Source organism: Pseudomonas sp. NFX224 (genome assembly GCF_048565165.1).
Classification (GTDB): Bacteria; Pseudomonadota; Gammaproteobacteria; order Pseudomonadales; family Pseudomonadaceae; genus Aquipseudomonas.
Genome location: NZ_CP183416.1, coordinates 1,709,216 through 1,724,030 on the forward strand (window position 1 = coordinate 1,709,216; position 14,815 = coordinate 1,724,030).

Annotated in this window: 15 protein-coding genes; 3 read left to right on the plus strand and 12 right to left on the minus strand. The window is 59.9% G+C overall.

The genetic code is table 11. From position 1 onward, the window contains the following. Window positions 1-11: 11 nt before the first annotated feature. From ACNYC6_RS07740 to ppc, 5 genes are all read right to left on the minus strand, one after another. Window positions 12-872, minus strand: a complete 861-nt coding sequence (locus tag ACNYC6_RS07740; protein ID WP_419711790.1) for a DUF72 domain-containing protein — start codon at window positions 870-872, stop codon at window positions 12-14. Beyond that, window positions 872-1,177, minus strand: a complete 306-nt coding sequence (locus ACNYC6_RS07745) for a hypothetical protein (protein ID WP_419711791.1) — start codon at window positions 1,175-1,177, stop codon at window positions 872-874. Before ACNYC6_RS07745 ends, ACNYC6_RS07740 begins: the two co-directional genes overlap by 1 nt. A 294-nt stretch (window positions 1,178-1,471) precedes the next feature. Beyond that, a complete protein-coding gene (tsaB, locus tag ACNYC6_RS07750) occupies window positions 1,472-2,146 on the minus strand; it encodes a tRNA (adenosine(37)-N6)-threonylcarbamoyltransferase complex dimerization subunit type 1 TsaB (RefSeq protein ID WP_419711792.1) in 675 nt (224 codons plus the stop codon). A gap of 95 nt (window positions 2,147-2,241) precedes the next feature. Beyond that, a complete protein-coding gene (gene adk / locus ACNYC6_RS07755) occupies window positions 2,242-2,889 on the minus strand; it encodes an adenylate kinase (protein WP_419711793.1) in 648 nt (215 codons plus the stop codon). 288 nt (window positions 2,890-3,177) lie between these two features. Beyond that, window positions 3,178-5,808 carry a phosphoenolpyruvate carboxylase gene (gene ppc / locus ACNYC6_RS07760; protein WP_419711794.1) on the minus strand — a complete coding sequence of 877 codons (2,631 nt, stop codon included), beginning with the start codon at window positions 5,806-5,808 and terminating at the stop codon, window positions 3,178-3,180. A gap of 202 nt (window positions 5,809-6,010) precedes the next feature. Here ppc and ACNYC6_RS07765 point away from each other — a divergent pair, with 202 nt between their 5' ends. The 3 genes from ACNYC6_RS07765 (at window position 6,011) to ACNYC6_RS07775 (ending at window position 7,842) form a co-directional block, all read left to right on the plus strand. After that, complete coding sequence (locus tag ACNYC6_RS07765; RefSeq protein ID WP_056856277.1) at window positions 6,011-6,355, plus strand: hypothetical protein; 345 nt, start codon at window positions 6,011-6,013, stop codon at window positions 6,353-6,355. A gap of 229 nt (window positions 6,356-6,584) precedes the next feature. Continuing rightward, window positions 6,585-6,998 (plus strand): DUF4398 domain-containing protein, encoded by a 414-nt coding sequence (locus tag ACNYC6_RS07770; RefSeq protein WP_419711795.1) that lies wholly within the window; start codon window positions 6,585-6,587, stop codon window positions 6,996-6,998. A 46-nt stretch (window positions 6,999-7,044) separates the two neighbouring features. Then, complete coding sequence (locus tag ACNYC6_RS07775; RefSeq protein ID WP_419711796.1) at window positions 7,045-7,842, plus strand: OmpA family protein; 798 nt, start codon at window positions 7,045-7,047, stop codon at window positions 7,840-7,842. 77 nt (window positions 7,843-7,919) lie between these two features. Here the strand turns inward: ACNYC6_RS07775 and ACNYC6_RS07780 are convergent, their stop codons facing one another. The 7 genes from ACNYC6_RS07780 to prfB form a co-directional block, all read right to left on the minus strand. Continuing rightward, window positions 7,920-8,249 (minus strand): hypothetical protein, encoded by a 330-nt coding sequence (locus tag ACNYC6_RS07780; protein WP_338584999.1) that lies wholly within the window; start codon window positions 8,247-8,249, stop codon window positions 7,920-7,922. Then, complete coding sequence (locus ACNYC6_RS07785; protein ID WP_419711797.1) at window positions 8,246-9,160, minus strand: alpha/beta hydrolase; 915 nt, start codon at window positions 9,158-9,160, stop codon at window positions 8,246-8,248. Before ACNYC6_RS07785 ends, ACNYC6_RS07780 begins: the two co-directional genes overlap by 4 nt. Window positions 9,161-9,298: 138 nt before the next feature. Next, window positions 9,299-10,576: a flavohemoglobin expression-modulating QEGLA motif protein gene (locus tag ACNYC6_RS07790; protein ID WP_419711798.1), complete on the minus strand. Its 1,278-nt coding sequence runs from the start codon at window positions 10,574-10,576 to the stop codon at window positions 9,299-9,301. Between the two features lie 34 nt (window positions 10,577-10,610). Beyond that, a complete protein-coding gene (locus ACNYC6_RS07795) occupies window positions 10,611-11,165 on the minus strand; it encodes a hypothetical protein (protein ID WP_419711799.1) in 555 nt (184 codons plus the stop codon). Window positions 11,166-11,208: 43 nt separating this feature from the next. After that, window positions 11,209-11,913, minus strand: coding sequence for a TetR/AcrR family transcriptional regulator (locus ACNYC6_RS07800; RefSeq protein WP_419711800.1), 705 nt, complete (start codon window positions 11,911-11,913; stop codon window positions 11,209-11,211). Window positions 11,914-12,023: 110 nt separating this feature from the next. After that, complete coding sequence (gene lysS, locus ACNYC6_RS07805; RefSeq protein WP_150732066.1) at window positions 12,024-13,526, minus strand: lysine--tRNA ligase; 1,503 nt, start codon at window positions 13,524-13,526, stop codon at window positions 12,024-12,026. A 95-nt stretch (window positions 13,527-13,621) separates the two neighbouring features. Beyond that, window positions 13,622-14,717, minus strand: a protein-coding gene (gene prfB, locus ACNYC6_RS07810) for a peptide chain release factor 2 (protein ID WP_419711801.1) whose coding sequence is annotated in 2 segments (ribosomal slippage) — window positions 13,622-14,644 and window positions 14,646-14,717 — 1,095 coding nt in all. Because the reading frame shifts where the segments join, the coding sequence is not laid out codon by codon here. Window positions 14,718-14,815: the final 98 nt, after the last annotated feature.

A 14,815-nucleotide genomic window follows, 5' to 3' on the forward strand; every position in this document is an offset into this window, starting at 1 on the left:
CGAATCCGCCTTCAGAGCAGGCCAAGTTGCTCGGCGGCGGGTTCTCTGTATAGCTCAGGCAGCGCCGGCAAGCCAGGCAAACGCAGCATCAATCGGCTGTGAAAACGTTGCGCCAGTTTCACCGCCAGCAGGTTGTCGGCGGTGTGCAGGAAGATATACGGCGTGCGGCCCTCTTCGATCCAGACCGCTATTTTCTCCACCCATGGCAGCAAGAACGGATCGTTGGCTTCAAGCACAGGATGGCCGATGAAGCGCACCTGCGGGAATTGGGTGAATGCGGCGGGACGAGGCGGAACTCGGGGTTTCTTCGATTGAGCGTGGAGTACCGAGGGATCGGTCGAGGTGCAGCTGAAGAGCGCGCGCGGGTCGAGACAGATGCGCTCAACGCCACGGTCCAGCAACAGGCGATTGAGCATTCGCTCGCTATCACCCTTGGCGAAAAAATCGTCATGCCGCACTTCCACCGCCAATGGCCGCTCCAGCGCATCGATGAACGCGGCCAGTTCGGGCAAGCGTTGTGGCGTGAAACTTTTCGACAGCTGCAACCACAGCGGCGATACCCGTTCACCCAGAGGGCTGAGCAAACGGGTGAAGGTTTCGGCGGCGGTCAGCTGTTCGCGCAGGTCGCCACCGTGGCTGATGTCGCCGGGGAATTTGGCGGTGAAGCGAAAGTGCTCGGGCATGGTTTCCGCCCAGCGCTGGACGGTGCTGGCAGCCGGGCTCGCGTAGAAAGTCGTGTTGCCTTCCACGGCGTTGAATACTTGGGAATAGAGATCGAGAAAATCAGCGGGTTTGGCGTCCGGCGGATACAGATAATCGCGCCAGGCGTTTTCACTCCAGGACGGGCAGCCCAGGTAGTAAGGCAACAGCATCAGATGTACAGGTCGAGACCCAGCACTTCCGCATCCCAATCAACGAAACCGGCGGTGCTGAGGTAGCTGGCCAGGGCCATCGCCACGCTTTTGCTCATGGCACGGTGGTAAAGCATGTCTTGTTGACGGGCCGGGAGATTGCTGATTTTTTGCGCAGCAGCTTTGGCGGCTCGGGCGGCCAACTGCTCTTCGGACGGAAATTGCGCCTCGCCGTCGATATCGACGGACTCGTCTTCCACCACATGGCCTTTGCGAGGCTTGCGCTTGATGGGGTAGGACTGAGAGGAAACGCCGTCTATACGCATAAGTGCATGCTCGGTATCAGTGATGGCAGTTTAGTGGCGCATTACCCACTTCGCAAACCGCCGAGTGATAACTAGAACACATAAAAGACAAAAGGTTTAAAAGCTGGGGTTAGAAAAAGGCAATTGGCCGATGGGTGGATTATTTTGTGGCGAGGAAGCTTGCTCCCGTTCGGCGGCGAAGCCGTCGCAAAACCTGAAGGCGAGTTGTGCCTGATTAAATTGGGGTCACTTCGCAGCCCAGCGGGAGCAAGCTCCCTCGCCACAGAAACTCACTCACCTCAGAGGTCGTCAAGATTACCGCGCTTTAGGCGTCGCCACTTTATCGCGCAGATAAACCGGCTGCGCCTCATCCGCCACGATCGCCTCGCCACGCGCCCAGGCAAACCGCGCCAGCGTCAGCAGGTCTTCGGCATGCGGCAACATGCCTGCATCCTGGCCACTCAGGCTGACGGCGATGCGCTCGGCATAACCCCAACCCGTACCGGCGCCGAACCATTCGCCGCTGGCATCGGCCGGCAATACGGCCGACTCGGGCGGCAATACCGCTTCAGCGCCGACCAGTCGCATCTCCCCCGCCGTCTCGCGGTAGCAGCCCCAATACACCTCGTCCATGCGCGCATCGATAGCGGCTGCGACCTGGCTGGCACCGTGTTCGCGGTAAGCGCGTTGCGCCAATACGGCCAGGTTCGACACCGGCAACACTGGGCGATCCAATGCAAACGCCAAGCCTTGCACTACACCGATGGCAATCCGCACACCGGTAAATGCACCCGGCCCGCGACCGAATGAAATGGCATCGACCGCTTGCAGAGAGGTGCCGGCATCCGCGAGCAATTGCTGGATCATCGGCAGCAGCTTCTGCGCATGCAGGCGCGGGATCACCTCGTAATGGCTCGTGACTTTGCCGTCATGCAGCAAGGCAACGGAGCAAGCTTCGGTCGCGGTGTCCAGGGCCAGCAAGGTGCTCATCGATGTTTCCGTAACAAGAGGTCAGAAAAAAGTGCGTCAGTATAAACAACTACGGCCCGCAAGCGGGCCGTAGAAGATGAAGCGATTCAGACTTTTCAGCTCAGCGCTTCAAGCACCTTGCCAGTGATCGCTTCAACGGAGCCGACGCCAGCAATGTGGCTGTACTTCGGCTTGCCCTGGGCAGCGGACAGCTTCTGGTAGAAGTCCACCAGCGGCTTGGTCTGCGAATGGTAGACCGACAGGCGATGACGCACGGTTTCTTCAGTGTCGTCCTTGCGCTGTACCAGCTCTTCACCGGTGATGTCGTCTTTACCAGCGATTTTCGGCGGGTTGTAGACGGTGTGGTACACGCGGCCGCTGGCCTCATGAACGCGGCGACCGGCGATACGCTGAACGATTTCTTCGTCATCGACGGCGATTTCGACCACGTGGTCCAGCTCGACACCGGCAGTCACCAGGGCTTCTGCCTGAGGAATGGTGCGCGGGAAACCGTCGAACAGGAAACCGTTGGTGCAGTCAGCCTGGGCGATACGGTCCTTGACCAGTGCGATGATCAGGTCGTCGGAGACCAGACCGCCAGCATCCATGATGCCCTTGGCCTTGATGCCCAGCTCGGTGCCGGCCTTGACCGCGGCACGCAGCATGTCGCCGGTGGAGATTTGCGGAATGCCGAATTTCTCGGTGATGAACTTAGCCTGAGTACCTTTACCGGCCCCGGGAGCTCCCAGCAGAATGACGCGCATCGATGTGCTCCTCAATTTTTTATATAGATAACGTCAGATTCGCCTCGTGGGGCCAATCTCAAAAATAGGGTCGTGGCCGCCCAAACGGCCAAAGGCTGATCAAGATACACAGCGGGCCCGGACCACACAAGCCGCCAAAAGTCGGAGAAAGCTGCGTCTGACGTGACCCCGCGACGGAGTGACCCAAGTCGCAACCCCATCATTAACTGTCGCCTGGCAGCACTTTTGCACTCGCCACACAACGGCATCCGACGCCTGCGCCGGATGCCGCACCCCAAGGCAAAAACCTTAGCCGGTATTGCGCAAACCGGCGGCAATCCCCGCCACAGACACCAGCAACGCCTGTTCCACCGGGCTGCCCTGCGCCACTTCCTGCTGCCGCGAACGGGCCAGCAACTCGGCCTGCAATAGATGAAGCGGGTCGAGGTAGGTGTTGCGCAAACGGATGAATTCGAGGGTGGCTGGGCTATGTGCCAGTAGCTGCGACTGACCGGTCATCCCCAGGACGATGGAGCACGCCTGCGACAATAGGTCGCGTAAGTGCGCGCCCAATGGCAACAGATCCGGTTCGACCAGACGCTCATCATAGGATCGCGCGATGTCCGCGTCAGCCTTGGCCAGGACCATTTCCAGCATATCGATGCGGGTGCGGAAGAACGGCCACTGCTCGCGCATCTGCCCCAACAACTCACCGTCTCCGCGTTCCAGCGCCTTGCTCAGCGCCGCTTCCCAGCCCAGCCAGGCCGGCAGCATCAGGCGCGTCTGGGTCCAGCCGAAGATCCACGGAATCGCCCGCAGGCTCTCGATCCCGCCGGCGCGGCGCTTGGCCGGACGACTGCCCAATGGCAAGCGGCCCAATTCCTGTTCCGGGGTCGACTGGCGGAAGTACTCGACGAATTGCGGGTTTTCCCGCACCACGGCGCGGTAGGCGCTGACACCGTCGGCGGCCAATTCATCCATCAAGTGGCGCCATTCAGGCGTCGGCGGTGGCGGTGGCAGCAGGGTCGCTTCGAGCACCGCGGCCAGATACAGATTGAGGTTTTGCTCGGCGATGTCCGGCAGGCCGAATTTGAAACGAATCATTTCACCCTGCTCGGTGGTACGGAAACGCCCCGCCACCGAACCCGGTGGCTGCGACAGAATCGCCGCATGCGCCGGACCGCCACCACGGCCTACGGTGCCGCCGCGACCGTGGAACAACAGCAACTCCACTTGTTGCTCACGGCAAATGTCCACCAAGCGCTCCTGCGCCCGGTACTGCGCCCACGCCGCCGCAGTGGTGCCAGCGTCCTTGGCCGAGTCGGAATAACCGATCATCACTTCCTGCGGCCCTTGCAGGCGCGAGCGATAGCCCGGCAGCAGCAACAACTTTTCGATCACCGGGCCGGCGTTGTCGAGGTCGGCCAGGGTTTCGAACAACGGCACCACGCGCATCGGCCGCAACACGCCGGACTCCTTGAGCAGCAGTTGCACGGCCAGCACATCGGAAGCGGCGCCGGCCATGGAAATCACGTACGAGCCAAGGGATGCTCCCGGCGCAGCGGCGACTTCCCGGCAGGTTGCCAGCACTTCGGCGGTGTCAGCGGACGGTTTGTAATGGGCCGGCAGCAATGGCCGACGGTTGTTCAGTTCGCGTGTCAGGAAGGCGATGCGCTCTTCCTCGCTCCAATCTTCGTAACGGCCCAAGCCGAGGTAATCGGTGATTTCAGTCATGGCCGCGCTGTGTCGCGACGAGTCCTGGCGCACGTCGAGACGCACCAGGAACAGGCCGAACGTCACCGCCCGGCGCAGGCAGTCGAGCAGCGGCCCGTCGGCGATCACGCCCATGCCGCACTCGTGCAGCGAGTGGTAGCACAGCTCCAGCGGATCAAGCAGTTCGCGGTTGTTTTGCAGCACGTCGGCCGGTGCAGGTGTCGGCGTCGCCAGCGCGGCGTGCGCCCAGTTGCGCGTGGCGCGCAGGCGTTCTCGCAATTGTTTGAGCACCGCCCGATAGGGTTCGGCACTGTCGCCGGCCTTGGCTTTCAGTTCGTCGCTGGCCTGCTGCATCGACAGTTCGGCAGCGAGGTGATCGACATCGCGCAGGTACAAATCGGCCGCCATCCAGCGCGCCAACAGCAGCACTTCGCGAGTGACCGCGGCCGTCACGTTAGGGTTGCCATCGCGGTCGCCGCCCATCCATGAAGCGAAGCGAATCGGTGCTGCCTCCAGCGGCAAACGCAGGCCGGTGGCGGCATGCAGGGCCTGATCGGCTTTGCGCAAATAGTTCGGGATCGCCTGCCACAGCGAATGCTCGATCACCGCGAACCCCCATTTGGCTTCATCGACCGGCGTCGGGCGCGTGCGGCGGATTTCTTCGGTGTGCCAGGCTTCAGCGATCAGGCGTTGCAACGTTGACTTGATCTGCTCACGTTCGGCGCTGGTCAGGTCGCGGTGGTCCTGGGCTGCCAGTTGCGCCGCGATGGCGTCGTATTTCTGGATCAGCGTGCGGCGTGCGACTTCGGTCGGATGCGCAGTCAGCACCAGTTCGATTTCCAGTCGTCCGAGTTGCCGGGCCAGGGCTTCGGCGCCATGACCTTCGGCACGCAGGCGTGCGAGCAGTTCCGGCAGCACCCGAGACTCGAACGGTGCCTGTTGGGACTCTTCGCGACGATGAATCAGCTGGTATTGCTCGGCGATGTTGGCCAAGTTGAGAAACTGGTTGAACGCCCGCGCCACCGGCAGCAATTCGTCTTCGGTCAACTGGTTGAGGCTCGCGCTCAGCTCCGCGTCCATGGAACCGCGACGGTCTGCCTTGGCCCCCTTGCGGATCTGCTCGATCTTGTCGAGGAAGTCGTCCCCGTACTGTTCACGAATGGTGTTGCCCAGCAGTTCACCCAACAGGTGAACGTCCTCGCGCAAGCGTGCATCAATATCGGTCATCAGCAGTTCTCCAGCAAAAAATCCGGGCGGCCTAGAACCTCAAGAGTGCCGCTCCAGACGGCTACTTACAAGCCAGTCGACGAAGGGGCTGTAAACCTTTTGCGTTGAAGCTAGTCTGAACAGTAAGCCGCGCAACAGCTGTCGCCGGCCAACGCCGGACATTCCCCCGGCCTGCCACGAGCAGGCGCGCAATGAGGTCATTATGAAAATTCGTGAACTCGCCCAGCATTGGGAAGAAAACGCCAAGGGTCGTCTGACCAAGACTGGCTACACAATTCACCTGGACGTTGAAGCCGCCGCACGTTTGGCGGCGATTACCGAGATGTACCCCAAACGGCATCCCGAAGAGCTGCTTGGCGAGCTGATCGGCGCCGCCCTGGAAGAACTCGAAAAAAGCTTCCCGTATGTGAAAGGCTCGACGGTGGTCGCCACCGACGAAGAAGGCGATCCGTTGTACGAAGACATCGGCCCGACCCCGCGCTTTCTGGCGTTGTCGCGGCGTCATCTGCACGATTTGTCCGCGGGCAACGACAAGCAGAAACACTGATTCCATTCCCCCCAGTGGGAGCGAGCCTGCTCCCACAATTTCGCTTTTAGAGCCCTGTCGATTCGATCACGGTTTTTTCGATAGCTGGCTAAATTCTCTGAACTTTCAAAAAACGCCTCGGGTCAACCCAAGTAACCACGCCTGGGACGGCCGTTTCAAAACAACCCGAAAATGACGGTTGCGGCTCCTTGCCCAGGATGGATGTTCACGTTGTTCAGGAGTTAGTCCAATGGAGTTGAAGACCATGAAAACCCGAACTGGCAAATCCTCGTTCACCCCGCTGCATGGCCTGAAAATGGCTGCCCTGGCCATCGGTGGCAGCCTCGTGCTGGCCGGTTGCGCCGGCAACCCGCCAACCGAGCAATTCGCCGTCACCGAGTCTGCAGTCAACGACGCCGTCAGCGCCGGTGGCACCGAGTTCTCCGCTGTGGAAATGAAGGCGGCGCAGGACAAGCTCAAACAAGCCGAGATCGCCATGCACGACAAAAAATACGACCAGGCCCGCATCCTGGCCGAACAGGCCGAGTGGGACGCTCGCGTGGCAGAGCGAAAAGCCCAGGCAATGAAGGCCGAACAGTCTGTGAAGGACTCTCAGAAAGGCGTTCAGGAACTGCGTCAGGAAAGCCAGCGCACCGTTCAGTAACGGGCGCGGCCTGACGTTTTTCTCAATCGACCAAAAGGACGAAACCATGAATTCCAAACACTTGATGATCCCGGCCCTGCTGGCTGCAAGCATTGCCTTGGCGGCCTGCTCGACACCGCCCAACGCCAACCTTGAACAGGCCCGCTCCAACTATTCCGGTCTGCAGGCCAACCCGCAGGCGAGCAAAGTCGCGGCGTTGGAAACCAAGGAAGCCAGTGATTATCTGGACAAAGCCGACAAGGCGTATCTGGACAAGGAAGATCAGGCCAAAGTGGATCAACTGGCCTATCTGACCAACCAGCGCGTTGAAGTGGCGAAACAAACCATCGCCCTGCGCACCGCTGAAGCCAATCTGAAAAACGCCTCGGCGCAACGGGCCCAGGCGCGTCTGGATGCTCGGGACCAGCAGATCAAACAGTTGCAGGACAGCCTCAACGCCAAGCAGACCGATCGCGGTACGCTGGTGACGTTCGGTGATGTGCTGTTCGCCACCGACAAGGCCGAACTTAAATCCAACGGCCTGATGAACATCAACAAACTGGCGCAGTACCTCCAGGAAAACCCTGACCGCAAAGTGATCGTCGAGGGCTACACCGACAGCACCGGTACGGCGTCGCACAACCAGTCGCTGTCGGAACGCCGCGCCAGTTCCGTGCGCATGGCACTGGTAAAAATGGGGGTTGATCCAACCCGCATCGTTGCCCAGGGTTACGGCAAGGAATACCCGGTGGCGGATAACACCAGCACGTCAGGGCGGGCACAGAATCGTCGGGTTGAAGTGACGATTTCCAATGATAACCAGCCGGTGACTCCGCGTTCGGCGGTGAGTTCTTACACCCAGTAAGTCGTCATCACACAAAAACCTGTGGGAGCCAGCCTGCTGGCACCCACATTGGTTCTGTGTTGCCTGTGAAAATCGGTTTATTGCTCCAGCTTCTGCGGCGTTTCCTGGCCCATGCAGCGCACGGCTTTTTTCCGATCGTTGATCAACACGCCGGTCAGGCCTTTCTGTTCGGTGTCAAACAACACCAGCACGCCATCGATGCACTGCGCCACTTGCGCGGCCGGTTCCAGGGAGACTTTGTAGTCTTCGCCCGGCACCGTCTTGAGCATGGTGAATTCGTTGAGCCGCAACGCATCCTCAGGCTTGGCGAAGTGCAGGTAGCCGTACCACCACAGGGCAGCGACGGTGCCGAGGATGCTGCAGATACCGGTGATGATCAGCGGGATGGCGTTACGTTCTTCACTCATTGCGGACTCTCTGGTGGTTCATCTTCTGAATTCCGGGGTGCCGGGTAATTGGGGATTTCACCCAGACGGCGCAGACCGTTGAAATGTTGCGGGTCTTCGAGATAGCGCAGCATGACCGTGCGCCAGACCGGGTCGGCGAACGTCTGCACATGACCGCCACGGGTCAATTGCAGGACTCGCGGCGGCGGCGCAGCTTGATACAGACGGATGCCGTTGGAAAGAGGCACGATCGGATCGTCGATGCTGTGGTAGATCAGTTTCGGCACGCCATTGAGCTGCGCCATGGAATTGATTGCGCTGTCGCCGTCCGGCACCAGCCAGGACAACGGCACCTGGAACGTCCAGAACACCCATGAGTTACTCAACGCATACTGACCGACGCTACGGTAGCTGGCGGGCACACCATCGAGCACGAAAGCCTTGAGCTGCTTTTGTCGTTCGGGATGTTGCACAAGGTAGTGAACGGCCATCGACCCGCCAAGGCTTTGGCCCAGCAGGATCAGTGGCTTGCCCTTGACCTCGGGCGCCTCGTCCAGCCATTTGAATGCGGCGTCGATGTCCTGGTAGATCGCCGGCAAACTCGGCTCGCCTTCGGACAAGCCGTAACCGCGATAATCCACCAGCAACACCTGATAACCCTCTTTCGGCAACCACCAACTCCCACCCAGATGCATCGGCAGGTTACCGCCGTTGCCGTGCAGGTGCAGCACCGTGCCTTTGACCTCGACACCCTTCTTCGCCGGCAACCACCAGCCGTGTAGCCGGACACCATCGGCCGTGGTCAGGGTCACGTCGCGGTATTCGAGTTTGGCTTTTTCCGGGGTAAATAACTGGCCGGGTTCAGGGTAGAACAGCAAGGAGCTGCAACCGCTCAGGGCCAGGAGAAGGCAAAGGGTGCCGAGGATTCTCATCCGGTGAAACCTCGCAAAATCCGGGTTGAAATACACACACCTGTGGGAGCGAGCCTGCTCGCGATGGCGGTGAATCAGGCAACATTAATGTTGAATGTAAAACCGCTATCGCGAGCAGGCTCGCTCCTACAAGGGACATCACAAAATGTTGGAGTAATCCGCCTCAATCCGGTCCAGGCTCAAATGGTTAAGGAAGTTCGAGAAGCACATCCATGCCGACAGCGCGTTCATGTCGCGAAACTGTTCCGGAAGGTACTTGGGCGGCACCACCAGACCTTCGTCCACCAACTGGCGCAACGTGCGCATGTCTTCCAGTGTGGTCTTGCCGCAAAACAGTAGCGGGATCTGCTCCAGTTTGCCTTTGCGCACGGCCAGTTGAATGTAGTTGTAAATCATGATGAAGCCCTTGAGGTAGGACAAGTCTTTGGTAAATGGCAGACCTGTCGGCACCGAGCCGCGGAAAACGCGACTGGCGTTGCTGTAGCTCTCGGGCATCTCGAAGCCTTGTTCCCGGAAGAACTCGAATACCTGCAGGAAATCCGCGCCCTCTTCCACCATGTGGATGGCTCGCGTGCGGTTGGTCAGTTTGCGCAGGCGGCTCGGGTACGAAGCAAAGGTGATGATTTCCATCAGGATCGCCAAACCTTCCTGGGTCACCGTCGACGAGGGCGGGCCTTTGGCCAGGAAGGTGCAGATCGGCTGGTTCAGGCCATTGAGCGTGGTGCCGACGTGCACCAGCCCTTCGTGGACTTCCAGGGCGCGCACGTCGCGTTCGTTGAACATCGCGTCGGTGCGGATCTTGATGTAGTCGGCCCCCGCTGCCGCATCGGCGACGATCCCGTCGGACTCAAACACCCGAATGGTTTCCTCGGCTTCGCCAAACACTTTGTTCAAGCGGGTTTGCAGCAGGTGGACGGCGTCCTTGGCGGTCAAGGTTTTCGGCTCGTCCTTGAGGTCGCCACGGCCGTCGATGTTGTTGAGGTATTCGGACAACATCATGCCCAGGTCGGACAAGGTCGGGTCACCGGCGTGGAACGCATCGGACGCAGCGCCGTACAACTCCTGCGATATCAGGCCGAAATCTTCGGTGCCGCGCGCTTCGAGCATGCGCACCACCATGCGGTATTCCTTGCACATGCGCCGCATGATCTGGCCGACCGGGTTGAACTGGCCGAGCTGGCGGGTGATGTCGCGTTCGATGTTCTGGAACTCCAGCTTCACTTTGCTGGAGTCGAACGCCAGTGGCCGGTTGAGATAGTAGTCGCGGTCCACCGCCGGCATTTCCTTGCCCTTGGCCTTGAGGAAACCCTTGCGAATGCTCTCGTCCCATTTGACCGCATCGAGCACGCGGATCGGCGTCTGCGCCAGCACAATGCGATCGGACAAAATGCGTATCGACTGCTGGTAATCGTCCACCCGAAACTCCTGTAGAAACCGTTATGTGCAGGGTTTATTTGGCTTTGGCCTGGCGCTGGTAACGCACCACTTCGACGAACACGTCGGAGTTGGCCGGGTCGTCGAGGTAGGCGGACACCTGATCCATGCTGCTTTCGACCAACACGCCATCGCCGTCGTCGGTTTGAACGTTTTGGCCGCCCAGGACCTTCTGTCCGATCGCCTGTTTAATTTGTTCAAGGTCGAGGTTGTACACCACCAGCTCATGCTTGTCGGTCAGTTCAAACCCGCCGATGGTGAAATTTCCACCGAACTGCGCCGGCACCTTCGCCGAGAAATACCAGCGACTGCCGTGGCGCGTCACGGTGAACGGATACGCTTCGCGCTCCCTGGGTTTGGCGCGGAAGTAGCTGACCGCCTGATAGTGATTGTCGCCAACGCGGGTCAGTTCCAGGTTGACCGGTTCACCCCAGGCGTTGGTGCTGGTCCATTTGCCGATCAACCCTTTGGGCGCAGGCTCGCTGGTGGGCAGCGGTTCCTTGAAGGTCACCAGACAGCCACTGAGCAGCAGGAACGACAAGGCGATCACGACGGCACGCCAGGCTTTCATTCAACACTCCCTTTGAACACATCACCGACCTTCAGCGATCGCGTTATACCGACGCCAGCACCAAATGCATATAACGCGTAAGTATGCCGAGCATTTCCTCTTCGGCGACCGGCTCGGCGTCGTTGAGCAGGCCCTGATATTCCATCCGTCCGATTATAGCCGTCAACACCTTGGCATCCTGTTGCGGCTCGCGGGAACCCAATACCTGGAAAAGCTGGCAGGAGCCCTGCAACAGAATCTGCTGATGCGAGCGCACCAGCCCGGCCAGTCGCGGGTTGAGCAACGCTTCCTGACGGAACGCCTGCTCGGCCATCAAATGTTCACGGCGGGTGATCAGTTGCCGGTGAACATAGTCCGTCATCAGCCGCGCAATGTCGTCCGCCAGTTTCGAACGCGCCGGCGGGCTGCCATCGCCACTGGCGATCATGTCGCGCAGCAAGCCTTCGTTGTTCACCCACAACTTGGCCATGTAGGCCGCGCTGCGTTCGACGTATTGAGCGAAGGTATCGGTGAGCAGGTCGTCGATATCCTTGAAATAGTAAGTGGTCGCCGACAACGGCACTTGCGCCTCGGCAGCCACCGCGCGGTGCCTGACGGCCCGCACACCATCACGCACGACAATGCGCATGGCGGCATCGAGAATGTCCTGTCGACGCTGCTCGCTGCCCTGTCGGCTGGCCTTGCGGCCCTGGTACTGAACACTTTCAGCGACCGCAGTGGCGATACCCGCTGCACCTTCTTGAGCCATTGCACCCTTCACGACAGGAATCCTCTCACTTCAAAAGTAACTATTTGATACGTTTGTACCAGACAGGCAATAAAAAGCCGCCTGAAAAGGCGGCTTTTTAATAAAAACACTTACGCTTGTGGCCGCATGTGCGGGAACAGGATCACGTCGCGGATCGACGGTGAGTTGGTCAGCAACATCACCAGACGGTCGATGCCGATGCCTTCACCTGCCGTCGGCGGCATGCCGTACTCCAGCGCGCGAACGAAGTCGGCGTCGTAGTGCATGGCTTCGTCGTCGCCGGCGTCCTTGTCGGCCACCTGCGCCATGAAACGCTCGGCCTGGTCTTCCGCGTCGTTCAACTCGGAATAGGCGTTGGCGATTTCACGGCCGCCGATGAACAGCTCGAAACGGTCGGTGACGTTCGGGTTGTCGTCGTTGCGACGGGCCAGCGGCGACACTTCGAACGGGTACTGGGTAATGAAGTGCGGCTGCTCCAGCTTGTGCTCGACCAGTTCTTCGAAAATCATCACCTGCAGCTTGCCCAGGCCTTCAAAGCCCAGCACCTTGGCGCCAGCTTTCTTGGCGATGGCGCGGGCCTTGTCGATGTCGTTCAGGTCGTCAGCGGTCAACTCAGGGTTGTACTTGAGGATCGAGTCGAACACCGACAGACGCACGAACGGCTCGCCGAAATGGAACACCTTGTCGCCGTACGGCACGTCGGTGCTGCCCAGAACCAGCTGCGCCAGCTCACGGAACAGTTCTTCGGTCAGGTCCATGTTGTCTTCATAGTCGGCGTAGGCCTGGTAGAACTCCAACATGGTGAATTCAGGGTTGTGACGAGTCGAAACACCTTCGTTACGGAAGTTGCGGTTGATCTCGAACACTTTCTCGAAACCACCGACCACCAGGCGCTTGAGGTACAGCTCCGGTGCGATACGCAGGAACATTTCCATGTCCAGCGCGTTGTGGTGAGTTTCGAATGGCTTGGCTGCCGCGCCGCCCGGAATGGTTTGCAGCATCGGCGTTTCCACTTCCAGGAAGTCACGCTTCATCAGGAAGCTGCGGATGTGGGCGATGACTTGCGAACGCACGCGGAACGTCTGGCGCACGTCTTCGTTGACGATCAGGTCAACGTAGCGCTGACGATAGCGCTGTTCGGTGTCGGTCAGGCCGTGGTGCTTGTCCGGCAGCGGGCGCAGGGACTTGGTCAGCAGGCGCACGCTGGTCATTTCGACGTACAGGTCGCCCTTGCCGGAACGGGCCAGGGTGCCTTCGGCGGCAATGATGTCGCCCATGTCCCAGGTTTTCACCGCGGCCAGGGTTTCTTCCGACAGGGTCTTGCGGTTGACGTAGACCTGGATGCGACCGGTCATGTCCTGGATCACCATGAACGAGCCACGGTTGAGCATGATGCGACCGGCAACCTTGACCGGGATTGCAGCCTCTGCCAGCTCTTCCTTGGTCTTGTCCGCGTACTGCTTCTGCAGGGCATCGCAGTAGTTTTCGCGGCGGAAGTCGTTCGGGAAGGCATTGCCCTTGGCGCGCTCGGCAGCAAGCTTTTCCTTGCGCAGGGCGATCAGGGAGTTTTCTTCCTGTTGCAGGGCTTGCGGGTCGAGTTCTAGGTCGCTCATGTCTTTAAATATTCCATCTGGTTCGTTGTCCCCGGCCTGCGGCCGGGGATCGCCGGCAAGCCGGCTCCTACAGGGGATCGCGGTGTGTCAGTAACTTACAGCCCGGATTTCAGGCTGGCTTCCAGGTATTCGTCGATGTCGCCATCGAGCACCTTGTCGCAGTCGCTGCGTTCGATGTTGGTGCGCAGATCCTTGATCCGCGAGGCATCCAGCACATACGAACGAATCTGATGACCCCAGCCGATATCCGACTTGGTGTCTTCCAGCGCCTGGGACGCGGCGTTGCGCTTCTGCATTTCCTGCTCGTACAACTTGGCCCGCAGCATTTTCATGGCGGTGTCCTTGTTCGCGTGCTGGGAACGTTCGTTCTGGCAGCTGACCACGGTGTTGGTCGGTACGTGGGTGATACGTACGGCCGAGTCGGTGGTGTTTACGTGCTGACCACCGGCACCGGAGGAACGATAGGTGTCGATCCGCAGGTCTGCCGGGTTGATTTCGATTTCCACCTTGTCATCGATCTCGGGGGAAACGAACACCGCCGAGAAAGAGGTGTGGCGACGGTTGCCGGAGTCGAACGGGCTCTTGCGCACCAGACGGTGGACGCCGATCTCGGTACGCAGCCAGCCAAAGGCGTATTCGCCCTTGATGTGCACGGTAGCACCCTTGATCCCGGCGACTTCACCGGCCGACAGTTCCATGATGGTCGCGTCAAAACCGCGTTTGTCAGCCCAGCGCAGGTACATGCGCAACAGGATGTTGGCCCAGTCCTGGGCTTCGGTGCCGCCAGAACCGGCCTGGATGTCCAGGTACGCGTTGTTCGGGTCCATTTCGTGGCTGAACATGCGACGGAATTCCAGTTTGGCCAGATTTTCCTCGAGACGGGCCAGTTCCGCGACGACATCGCTCACTGCGCCTTCGTCGTTCTCTTCGACGGCCATGTCCAGCAGGTCGCGGCAATCGGCCAGACCGGTGTTCAGCTCGTCGAGGGTTTCGACGATCTGCGCCAGCGCAGAGCGCTCGCGGCCCAGCTCCTGGGCGTATTCAGGCTTGTTCCAGACACTCGGATCTTCAAGCTCGCGATTGACTTCAGTCAGACGCTCATGCTTTTGATCGTAGTCAAAGATACCCCCGAATAGTTTCGGAGCGCTCGGACAGGTCCTTGATGGTGTTAAGGATCGGGTTGATTTCCATGGCGGGCAGCACTCGTTGGCGAACTTTTGAAAGCCGGCGAGTATAACGGCAAACAGCCTGTAACGGCAGTCCGCTTGGCTGAAAAGGCAAGCCCCTGT

What these genes read in the sequence shown, in the direction of transcription:
- ACNYC6_RS07740 (WP_419711790.1), bottom strand. Translation starts at nt 872, where the DNA reads ATGCTGTTGCCTTACTACCTGGGCTGCCCGTCCTGGAGTGAAAACGCC.
- ACNYC6_RS07745 (WP_419711791.1), bottom strand. Translation starts at nt 1,177, where the DNA reads ATGCGTATAGACGGCGTTTCCTCTCAGTCCTACCCCATCAAGCGCAAG.
- tsaB (WP_419711792.1), bottom strand. Translation starts at nt 2,146, where the DNA reads ATGAGCACCTTGCTGGCCCTGGACACCGCGACCGAAGCTTGCTCCGTT.
- adk (WP_419711793.1), bottom strand. Translation starts at nt 2,889, where the DNA reads ATGCGCGTCATTCTGCTGGGAGCTCCCGGGGCCGGTAAAGGTACTCAG.
- ppc (WP_419711794.1), bottom strand. Translation starts at nt 5,808, where the DNA reads ATGACCGATATTGATGCACGCTTGCGCGAGGACGTTCACCTGTTGGGT.
- ACNYC6_RS07765 (WP_056856277.1), top strand. Translation starts at nt 6,011, where the DNA reads ATGAAAATTCGTGAACTCGCCCAGCATTGGGAAGAAAACGCCAAGGGT.
- ACNYC6_RS07770 (WP_419711795.1), top strand. Translation starts at nt 6,585, where the DNA reads ATGGAGTTGAAGACCATGAAAACCCGAACTGGCAAATCCTCGTTCACC.
- ACNYC6_RS07775 (WP_419711796.1), top strand. Translation starts at nt 7,045, where the DNA reads ATGAATTCCAAACACTTGATGATCCCGGCCCTGCTGGCTGCAAGCATT.
- ACNYC6_RS07780 (WP_338584999.1), bottom strand. Translation starts at nt 8,249, where the DNA reads ATGAGTGAAGAACGTAACGCCATCCCGCTGATCATCACCGGTATCTGC.
- ACNYC6_RS07785 (WP_419711797.1), bottom strand. Translation starts at nt 9,160, where the DNA reads ATGAGAATCCTCGGCACCCTTTGCCTTCTCCTGGCCCTGAGCGGTTGC.
- ACNYC6_RS07795 (WP_419711799.1), bottom strand. Translation starts at nt 11,165, where the DNA reads ATGAAAGCCTGGCGTGCCGTCGTGATCGCCTTGTCGTTCCTGCTGCTC.
- ACNYC6_RS07800 (WP_419711800.1), bottom strand. Translation starts at nt 11,913, where the DNA reads ATGGCTCAAGAAGGTGCAGCGGGTATCGCCACTGCGGTCGCTGAAAGT.
- lysS (WP_150732066.1), bottom strand. Translation starts at nt 13,526, where the DNA reads ATGAGCGACCTAGAACTCGACCCGCAAGCCCTGCAACAGGAAGAAAAC.